The organism is Streptacidiphilus melanogenes (genome assembly GCF_000787835.1).
Taxonomy (GTDB): Bacteria; Actinomycetota; Actinomycetes; order Streptomycetales; family Streptomycetaceae; genus Streptacidiphilus; species Streptacidiphilus melanogenes.
On the sequence record NZ_BBPP01000011.1, the window covers coordinates 92659 to 101280 of the forward strand.

Annotated in this window: 4 protein-coding genes; 1 reads left to right on the forward strand and 3 read right to left on the reverse strand. The window is 74.3% G+C overall.

Going from position 1 to position 8622, the window contains the following annotated elements:
• Positions 1 to 108 precede the first annotated feature (108 nt).
• On the forward strand, positions 109 to 3156 hold the full coding sequence (locus tag TR49_RS15040; RefSeq protein ID WP_236653369.1) for an ATP-binding protein: 3048 nt from the start codon (positions 109 to 111) through the stop codon (positions 3154 to 3156).
• A gap of 39 nt (positions 3157 to 3195) precedes the next feature.
• On the opposite strand, the gene TR49_RS15045 is transcribed toward TR49_RS15040, so the two are convergent.
• The 3 genes from TR49_RS15045 to TR49_RS15055 form a co-directional block, all read right to left on the reverse strand.
• Positions 3196 to 4947 carry a vWA domain-containing protein gene (locus tag TR49_RS15045; RefSeq protein ID WP_084724926.1) on the reverse strand — a complete coding sequence of 584 codons (1752 nt, stop codon included), beginning with the start codon at positions 4945 to 4947 and terminating at the stop codon, positions 3196 to 3198.
• Between the two features lie 95 nt (positions 4948 to 5042).
• Positions 5043 to 6107, reverse strand: a complete 1065-nt coding sequence (locus TR49_RS15050) for an ATP-binding protein (RefSeq protein ID WP_042381854.1) — start codon at positions 6105 to 6107, stop codon at positions 5043 to 5045.
• Positions 6108 to 6261: 154 nt separating this feature from the next.
• On the reverse strand, positions 6262 to 8463 hold the full coding sequence (locus TR49_RS15055) for an MMPL family transporter (RefSeq protein WP_042381855.1): 2202 nt from the start codon (positions 8461 to 8463) through the stop codon (positions 6262 to 6264).
• Positions 8464 to 8622 lie beyond the last annotated feature (159 nt).

The following is an 8622-nucleotide window of genomic DNA, read 5'->3' on the forward strand; positions in this document are numbered from 1 at the left end:
TGAGGGTGCAGAGGCCGCGGCCCCGCCCGCCCATCGATGTTCGTGCGAGACAGGACTTTGGCCCGACGGCTGCGCCGCCCTCGGCGCTGCCCACGAGGTGGTAACCGCATGGCTGTGAACCCGACCGTCCTCCCCGGCGCCCTGCCCGGGCCCGGCTCCGTCCCCGCCGGGCCAAAGGGCCACGCGGCCGCCGCCCAGGGGCCGCACTCCGGGCCCCCCGTGCCCGGCCGGGGGCGCGCCCTGGTCGGGAGGGCGGCGGAGACCGCGCTGTTCGACGCCGCGCTCGCCGGGTCGGGGGCGGGACACGCTCCGGCCGTGCTGGACGTCGCCGGAGAGGCCGGGATCGGGAAGACCAGGCTGCTCGGCGAGATGTGCGTCCGCGCCCGGCAGGCCGGGATGACGGTGCTCCGGGGGCGGGCGACCGAGTACGAACGGCACACCCCCTTCCAGATGTTCACCGACGCGTTCGCGGACGCGGAACTCGCCGGGGCGGGCGCAAAGGAGCTCCTGGCCGCCGCCGCGCCCGTGCTGTACGGGGTCCGCGGTGCGCACGACGGCGACGGATCCGGCCCCGACACCCTGGACCGCTTCGGGCTCTACCGCGCCGTCAGGGACCTCCTGGCACTGCTGGGCGGGGACGCCGGACTCGTGGTGATCCTCGACGACCTGCACTGGGCCGATTCGGCGTCCCAGGAGCTGCTGGACTACCTGGTCAGGCATCCCGCGCGCGGGCGCGTGCTGCTGGTGGTGGCGCGTCGGGAGCGGCAGACGCCCACGTCCGTGGCCGCGACGCTGCGTCGCGGTGCGGACGCGGGCGTGGTGGGGCGCCTGACGCTCGGTCCGCTCGACGAGGCGCAGGCCGTCGCCGCGCTGGCGCCCGACCTGTCCCGGCGTCAGGCCCGGGAGCTGTACGCCGTGAGCGAGGGCAATCCGCTCTACCTGCTGACCCTGCTGCACGCGTTCCGCAGCGGCACGCCGCTGCTCGGCCTGGAGCAGTACGGCCGCACCGTTCCTGCGGACGGCGACGCGTACAGCTCGGGGGACATACCCAGTGGGCTCGGCGCGCTGCTTCTGGACGAGCTCGGCGCCCTGCCCTCGGTCCAGCAGCGCGTGGCGCAGGCGGTGGCGGTGCTCGGCGACCATGCGACCTCCGCCATGCTGGAGCGGGTCTGCGACGGGATCGGCTCGGCAGAAGTCCGGCGCTGTCTGACCCAGTTGGCGGCGCGGGACCTGCTGCGGCCCGGCACGGGGCAGGGCTGGGCCCTGCGCCACCCGATGCTGCGGGCCGTGGTGTACGAGCACACCCCCCTCGAACGGCGCATCGACGTCCACCGCCGCGCCGCCGAGGAGCTCGCCCGCGCCGGAGCCTCGGCCGTCGAGCGGGCGCACCACGTGGAGCAGTCGTTGACCGGCTGGGACCCCGCGGCGGCGGAGGTGCTGAGCGAGGCGGCCTCGGCCGTGGCCCGTACCGCACCGGAGACCGCCGGTCAGCTGCTCGCGGTCCTGCTGCGGATCATGCCGGACACCGCCGAGTTCGCGGCCCGGCGCGGCGAGCTGACGCTGGCCAGGGCCCGCAGCCTGGGTGTGAGCGGGAACCTGCGCGAGAGCCGGGACCTGCTGCACGGTCTGCTCGGCGCGCCCACGTCCGCGGACCCCGCCCTACGTACCGAGGCGATCGCCCTGTGCGCCGTCATGGAGCGCCACCTCGGCCACTCCCCCGAGGCGGCCGCGCTGCTGCGCGCCGAACTGTCCCGCGTTCCGGGGCCGGCGCCCGAACAGGCGGTGCCGCTGGGCCTGGCCCTGGGCATGTCGGCGCTGCTGACCGTCTCCTACCCCGAGGTCCGGGCGGAGATGGCCGCCGTCCTCGCGCTCGCACGGGCCCACGGCGATCAGGTCGGCGCGGCCGCCGCCCTCGCCCTGTCCGCGCTCGGGGAGGCCTACGAGGGAGAGACCGGGGCCGCACGGGAGCTCGCCGACGCGGCCGCCGAGCTCGTGGACGGGCTGACCGACCCGAGCCTGGCCGGCCTGTGCGAGGCGCTGGTGTGGCTGTCGTGGGCGGAGGCGCTGCTGGAGCGCCATCCGCAGGCCGAGCGGCACACGGACCGGGGGCTGGACATCGCCCGCCGCACCGGACAGCTCTGCGTGCTTCCGCACCTCCTCGCGAGCCGCGCCTACGTACACCTGAACACCTGTCGGCTGGAGACCGCGCTGGAAGCCGCGGAGGAGGCCGAGTCCGTGGCCCGGGCGATCGGCAGCAGCGAACTCCTTGCCTTCACATTGGCGTTCACGCCGTTGATCCAGTTGGTGGCGGCTCCGCTCGGCGAATCCCGGGCCATGGCGATCGCCGAGGAAGCCGTCACCTTCGCCGGGCGCAGCGACACCTGGTGGGCCTCCCTCGCCCGCTGCATGCTGGGGCACACGGCTCTGGCGAGCGGGGATCCGCAGCGTGCCCTCGAAGCCATCGTCACCGCGGGCGGCGGGACGGACCTGCGGCGCCTGCAGCCGTCGATCCGGCCCGCCCAGCTGGAGACCCTGGTGGCGGCGGCCCTCGCCACCGGGCAGCGTGACCGCGCCGAGCGATGGGCCGACCGCGCGATGGCCGAGGCCGAGCGGCTCGACCTCGCCGGCCAGCGCGGGGCCGCCCTGCGCGCCCGGGCCACGCTGGCGGAGCACCGGGGCGACCACGCGGGGGCGGTGGGACTGCTGACGCGAGCCGCCTCCGCGTACGCGTCCTGCGGGGCGTCTCTGTGGGAGGCCTACACGCTGCTGCGCACGGTCCCGCTGCTCAGGACCACCGGCGATCAGGCCGGGGCTGCGGTGCTGCGGCAGCGTGTGCGTGCGATCGCGGGGGCGGGAGGCGCGCGCCTGCTGTCCGACCTGGCCGCTCTGGTCGAGATCGAGACCCCCCCCGTCGTCCCCCAGGTGCCGACGGGGCTCGCCGAGCTGACGGCGCGTGAGCTGGAGGTCGCGGGACTGGTGGCGGACGGTCTGAGCAACCAGGCCATCGCGACACGCCTCTTCCTGAGCCGACGCACGGTCGAGACGCACGTCTCGACGATCTACCGCAAGGTCGGTGTGGCGTCCCGCTCGGCCCTCGCCAGTCTGGTGACCCATGTGCGGCTGGCCGGGCCCGGTTCGGGCTCGCCGGCCGTCTGACCGCTGTGTTCGCGCCCCGTCAGCCGTGACGCTGGGCTTTCAGGCCAGGTGGAAGACGGGGCCACGCGGGGTGAACGGCAGCGTCGAGCCGCGGGGGACGAGGTAGGCGTGTTCGCGGCCACGGACGCGCAGCACGTCGCAGTCGCCGTCGGTGATGATCAGCAGCGGTGCCGCGGCCGGGAAGTCGGGCGCGCGGCCGAGCAGGTCGACGCCCGGCTGCAGGACGGTGCCGCCGCGGCCGTGTACGCGGACCCGGGTGGCGATGTCGGCGACGGGGAGGTAGCCCGCGTCGTGCGCAGCCGCGTCGCAGAAGACGACGCGGGCGGCCGGGACGTCGCGGGACGCGGCGTAGGAGGCGATGGCGCCGAGCGCCTTGCCGAGCAGGGTGCGGCTCATCGATCCGGAGGTGTCCAGCAGCACGCCGAAGGTGCAGCGGGCGACCTCCTCCGGCGGGAAGTACCGTCCGGCGCGCGGGATGTCGGGCGTCGAGGACTGGCGCCGGGCCGGGCGGGCGTAGCTGCGGACCGGCTCCGGGCGGGGCACGAACTCGTCGAACCAGCGGGCCAGGCGCGCGTCCCAGGGCAGCGGCGGCTGCGCGAGCGCGCGGATCTCCTCGACCAGCCCGGCCGGCAGCAGCCCGCGTTCGCGCTGGTGCAGGTCGAACCCCTGCCGCAGGCCGCGCCGGTAGAACTCGTCCAGGTCGACGAAGGGGCCGCCGCGTCCGCCGTGCGGCAGCGGTTCACCGAGGATGTCACCGAGGCCCTTGCCGCGCAGGGTGGCCAGGCGCCTGATCCGGCGCTGGTCGCGGACGATCCGGTCGTAGACCTCCTCGGCCGACAGGCCGCGCAGCTCCGGGTCGTGGAGCAGCCCTTCGGGCATCTCGCCGACGCCCATCTCCAGCAGCCAGCCGTTGACGACGTAGTCGGCCGCCACGTTGAACAGGTACGGGTCGCGGCCGCCCGCGCGCTCGCCGTGGCGCAGCGCGGCGTGGAGCATCTCGTGGGCGAGGATGAACCGCCACTCCTCGTCGGTGTGGTGGCGCAGCGGGTTGACGTAGATCTCGCCCGCCTCGGCGTTGACCGCGGCGATGGAGATGCCGTGCGCGCGGGCCAGTTCGGCGTCGGCGACCAGCGTCAGGCCGGCCGCGAGGCCGCCCAGCAGCGGGTACGAGGAGACGAACCAGCTCAGCGCCCGCTCCCAGGGCCGCTGCGGCAGCCGTTCCCCCGTCAGCTCCTCACGGCGGCCCGCGGCGAGGTCCATCGCCGCGGAGACGGTGCGGGTCAGCGCGTGCGCGAAGGCGAGGGTCCAGTCCTCGGGAGCGGTGCCGTGCCAGCCCGCCCACGGCTCCAGCACCTGGTCCGGCTCGCCTCCGGCGACGCCGCCGTCGGCGTACGCGGCGGGGATGCCGTCGCGGCGCCAGCGGGCGGCGAGGCGCTCCTCGTCGTCTCCGGGGTGCACGACTGCGAGGGTGTCGGGTGCGCGGCCCACGGTGAAGGTGGCCAGGAAGCGGTTCACCACCGTGCAGCGGGCGGTGAGCTCGAACCGGTCGGGCTGTTCGCGCGGGCCGCGCGCGGCGGGGACGTGGCCGAAACCGAGGTGCAGCAGGGCGTGGGCGAGCGCCCAGGCCCACTCCTCCGGCTCCGCGCGGCGGCGGCGGTTGTGGTGCAGCACCCCGTTGGAGGTGACGACCACCCATCCGTGCGGCGGGTGGTGCGGGCAGTCATCCTCCTTGAGAGCGCACAGTGTGGCCGGGACGGCGGCGAGCGCCGTGTTGCGTCGGACCAGCGCCATCCCGGCGGAGAAGGCGACGGCCGCCGGATCCGCGGGCGGCTCGCCGCCCTTGCCGCCCGGACCGCCCTTGCCGCCGGCGCGGCGGCGGCCGCCGCTCACCGGCGGGCCTCGACCAGGCGCGGCATGTCGCGTGCGGCCTCGATGAGGAACCACGAGGGCAGCACCGGGTTGCCGTCGGGGGCGTCGGCGATGACGGTCTGTGCGACCTCGACGGAGATCTCCGCGAGCTGCACCAGCAACGCCTTGGCTCGGTAGGCGGTCTGCCGCACGGACGGCGAGGCGTGCTCCTTGCTCGCGGGCAGCTCCTTGACCAGGCGTCCGCGGAAGGCGTCGGCCAGGTAGTAGAGCAGGTCCCGGTCCTCGACCCGGTTCGGCCAGGAGGCGTCGCCCTTGAGGATCGCGTCCAGCCCGTAGGAGTTGCGCACGATCTTGGCGTAGCCGCAGAGCGCGGTGGCGTGCGTGGGCGTCAGCAACCCGTGCGCGAGCACCTTGAGGGTCGGCTCGTCCAGGGTCGGGCCGAACGAGTGCAGTGCGTCGGAGAGCATGTGCCAGGCACGCGGCGTCGAGAAGGCCTCCTCCGTCTTGGGCGGCGCGGACCACAGGTGGTCGGGGCGGTCGGTGAGGTAGTCGGAGATCCATGGGTGGATCCCGGCGCCCGCGGCCCAGCGCAGCCAGTCGCTCGCGCTCGCCCGCAGGTGGACGTGGACCAGCCGGTTCAGCAGCGCGGACGGCATCGGGCGGGCGAGCGCGCCGTCGGTGGCGCGGTTGCCCGCGCCGATGACGATGCTGCCCGGCGGCAGCTCGTAGGAGCCGATGCGGCGGTCCAGGATCAGCGAGTAGAAGGCCTTCTGCACGTCGGGCGTGGCCGCGTTGAGCTCGTCGAGGAACAGGCAGTACGGCTGGTCCCGGGCGATCGCCTCCGGCGGGCAGAAGCGGGACCGCCCCTCGGGCGTGATCTGCGGAACCCCGATCAGGTCCTCCGGTGCGAGCTGCGTGCCGAGCAGCGAGACGCACTCCAGGCCGAGCGACTCGGCGAACTGGTTGACCAGGGACGACTTTCCGATCCCCGGCGCGCCCCACAGGAACACGGGCCGCACGGTCGCCAGCCCGAGCAGCAGCTCGGGCACCTGGGACGGGGACACCGTGACGGAACTCTGCACAACACTCCTTGACCGGGGATCGGGAATCCGGCGGGACGAGGACACCGCCGACGAGCCAGTGTGGCCCCCACGACCTGGTCGACGCATCCGGGTTTCCGGGGCGGTTGGTCACGACCACTCCCGCGACAGCCGACGCGCGGCTGCCCGGCCCCGCTCAGACGCGGGTGCCGGAGGGGGCGCCGGGCCGGATGCCGAGTTCCCGTTCCAGCCGGCTTCCTTCGATGTCCGGGTCGGGCACGTAGCGGGCGAACCACCGCGGGTGGTACCAGATCCGCGCGCCGACCATCGCCATGACGGCGGGGACGACCGTCAGCCGGACCACGAAGGCGTCGAGGAAGACACCGACGGCGAAGCTGAAGCCGATGGCCTTGATGGTCGGGTCGCTGGTGAACATGAACGCCACGAAGATCGAGAACATGATCAGGGCGGCCGCCGTCACCACGCGGGCGGAGCGGGCCGTTCCGCGTTCGACCGCGCCGCGCGCGTCGTCCGTCGCGGTGAAGTCCTCCTTGATGCGCGAGACGACGAAGACCTCGTAGTCGCTGGAGAGACCGAAGATGATGGCCAGCATGATCAGTGGAAGGAAGCTGACCGTCTCGGTCGGGGTGATGCCGAAGATGTGCCGGCCCCAGCCCCACTGGAACATCGCCACCGACGCGCCGAACGCGGCCGCGACCGAGAGCAGGAAGCCGAGGATCGACTTGATCGGCACCAGGATGGTCCGGAAGGCGAGCGTCAGCAGCACGAAGGCGAGGCCGACCACGACGGCGAGGAAGACCGGCAGCGCGTCGCCGAGCTTCTGCGAGACGTCGATGTTCGAGGCGGTGGCTCCGCCGACCAGGACCGGTGCGCCGACCACCGCCTCGACGGCGGCACGGTGGTCGCGCAGGCCGTGGACGAGGCCGGCGGTCGCCGGGTCGTTGGGGCCGCTCTTGGGCACCACGCGCACGATCGCGACCTGCTGGTTGGTCGCGAGCGCCCCGGCGGTGGCGACGTCGGGCTGCGTGGCCAGCGCGCCGGCCAGGCGCTGCACCGCCGCGGGGGCGACGCCGTGCTCGGTCACGACCAGGAGCGGCCCGTTGTAGCCGGGACCGAAGTGCTCGCTGATCAGGTCGTAGGCGCGGCGCTGGGTGTTGGACGTCGGCTTGGAGGCGCCGCTGGGCAGCCCGAGCTGCATGTCGAGGGCGGGGACGGCCAGGAGCAGCAGCAGCGAGACGCCGGTGACGGCCACGAGGGGCCGGTGGCGGACGACGAACCGCGACCACCGGGCGCCGCGGGTCGTCGGCGACTCCGCGGCGGAGGTCTTGGCGACCCGCTCGTGGTGGCCGGGGCGCACGCGGGTGTCGACGAAGGAGGTGATCTTGTGGCCCGCGAAGCCGAGCAGGGCCGGCAGCAGCGTGAGGGCGATCAGCAGGGCGACGGCGACCGCCGCCGCCCCGGCCAGCCCCATCACGGTGAGGAAGGGGATGCCGACGACGGACATGCCGCACAGGGCGATGATCACGGTGAGGGCCGCGAAGACCACCGACCCGCCGGCGGTGCCGAGGGCCAGGCCGACGGACTCCTCGACGTCCCTGCCCTGCAGGAGCTGGTTGCGGTGACGGAAGAGGATGAACAGGCCGTAGTCCACGCCGCAGGCAAGGCCGAGCATGATGGCGACGGTGGTCGACGCCGAGGCGATGTTGATCACCGAGGCCAGGGCGGTGATGCCCATCAGCGAGACGACCACGCCGAGGATCGCGGTGAGGATCGGAATCCCGGCGGCGACCAGCGCGCCGAAGGTGATCAGCAGGATCACGAAGGCGACGATCAGGCCGATCAGTTCGGGCAGCTCCGAGGGCACGATCCGCCAGCCGGGGAACACGCTGCCGGAGTACTCCACCTGCACACCGGCCTGCCGGGCGGGGACGACCGCGGCCTGCAGGTCGTCCAGCGACGCGTCCTTCACCTCCCCGGGCTGGCCGGTCCACTGCACGCTCACCAGGGCCACCCGCCCGTCCGGGGAGATGCTGCGGGTGGTGTAGGGGTCGAGGGCCGTCGCGACCTGCGGGACGGTCCTGATGCGGATCAGCGCCTGTTCCACGCCGGCCTTGGGGCCCGGGTCGGTGATCCGGGTCGCGGCGGGGGCCGCGAAGACCACCTGGGTCTGGCCGCCGGCCAACGCGGGCAGGGTGCGCTTGAGCAGGTCCGTGGTCTGCTGGGACTCGGTGCCGGGGATGGTGAAGGTGTCGTTGGTCTTCCCGCCGCTGACCGTGGCGAGGACGACGGCGAGCACCGCGACGGCCAGCCAGAAGCCGACCACGATCCGGCGCCGCCGGAATGCCCAGCGGCCGAGCCGGAACAGGTAGGTGGACACGCCGTCGCCTCCCGCAGCGAGATGCCGGGCCCCGCTGCCGCCGGGCGCTGCTTCGAGCCTCCGTCACCGGAAGGTCGGGGCGGGAGTTTTGTTGGGCCGTCGGTGGACCCCGCGGCGGCGGCGCGCCGACGATGGTCGGCACGGCGCCGCGCGGGCCGG

What these genes read in the sequence shown, in the direction of transcription:
- TR49_RS15045 (WP_084724926.1), bottom strand. Translation starts at nt 4,947, where the DNA reads ATGGCGCTGGTCCGACGCAACACGGCGCTCGCCGCCGTCCCGGCCACA.
- TR49_RS15040 (WP_236653369.1), top strand. Translation starts at nt 109, where the DNA reads ATGGCTGTGAACCCGACCGTCCTCCCCGGCGCCCTGCCCGGGCCCGGC.